This is a genomic window from Frankia sp. CcWB3, assembly GCF_977927595.1.
The window spans coordinates 1-1,333 of the sequence record NZ_CDWRCK010000269.1 but is presented as its reverse complement, the minus strand read 5'-3'; the positions used below and the strand labels follow the sequence as shown (position 1 = coordinate 1,333).

General features: G+C 68.9%; 1 protein-coding gene. It reads left to right on the top strand.

Translation table 11 applies throughout. The annotated features are described in order from the left end of the window. Positions 1-1,333, top strand: a 1,333-nt coding sequence (locus ACY5KJ_RS17160; protein ID WP_462203841.1) for a diguanylate cyclase domain-containing protein, incomplete at both ends; no start/stop codon positions are given.

Sequence of the window (1,333 nt, the reverse complement as noted above, 5' to 3'; positions counted from 1 at the left end):
ACTTCATTACGTCCCCTAAGCATCATCTTCGTCGGCCTGCTGCGGGAGGCGGCGGCTCGGCGTTCCCGGGCCGGGCTGTGCGCGTTGTTCGCGGCGGCCCATGACATCGTGCTGACAACCGACCTCACCGGACGGCTCACGTTCATCAGCCCCGCGATCGTCCCGTTACTCGGCCATTCCCGGGAGGCCTGGCTCGGGCGCAGGGTCGCGGATCTGGTGCACCCGGACGACGCGCACCGGCTCGTACGATTGATCGAAAACCCCGCTGCCGGGTCCCTGCTCAACATTCGGATGACGGCGGCGAACGGCACACCCCGGTGGTTCGACGTCGCGACCCGCCGCCTGTCTACCCGGGACGGATCCGGCGAGGTGCTGATCACCTGCCATGCGGTCGGTAAACGGAAGCAGCTGTTGGACCAGCTCGGCTATCAGGCGCGCCATGACGTACTCACCGGGCTGTGTAACCGGACCGCCTTCGAGGAGCAGCTCGAGGATGCCCTCGCCGCGGCTGCGGGCGTCGCGGTCCTGTTCATCGACCTCGACAGCTTCAAGCCGGTCAACGACACCTTCGGCCACGCGGCCGGCGACCGGGTGCTGCAGGTCATCGGTGGACGGATCCGAACAGTGCTGGGCCCCGACGATGTCGCCGGGAGGTTCGGCGACGACGAGTTCGGGATCCTGCTGCGGCGCGCGAACGAAATCGCCGCTCGCACCATGGCCGGTCGGGTCATCCGCGCGGTACGGGAACCGATTCTCGTCGACGGCTACGAAGTCTGCGTCGCCGCAAGCATCGGAGTATCGCTGGCCGTCAGCCGGCCCAGCCATTCCGGGCGGCTGCTGCGCGCCGCCGACGAGGCCATGTATAAGGCCAAGCAGGCTGGTCCGGGACGATATGCCATGGCGGACCCCCTGGCGGCCGAGACCACCACGGTGGAGCCCGCGGTAACCAGGCCCACCGCCGTCCAGTGCACGCCGGCCGAGACCGCCACGCTCGAAGCGCCCGCACCGTCCGCGCCCGTGCTCCTCGCCACTGACGAGATCACGCCGCGATCCCCGGTCATCCGACCGCGCTCGATGTCCTTCCCAGCCTTACCCAGATCCCCAGGCGCATCCGGATCGTCACCCGCGGGCCGGACCGGGCATCTGCTGTCTCCTCGACGCTGGCGGACAACCGTGCGCGAGCAGCTGGGGCGAGCCATCCCACTGCTCGTGCTGGGGACCGTCATCCTGGCCGCCACGGCGGTCACTCTGGAGATCGAAGATGCCAACCGGCGGCGAGACGAGGCCCAGCACATCGCCGAGGCTCACTCCCTCGTCCTCCGTCTAGCTCTGT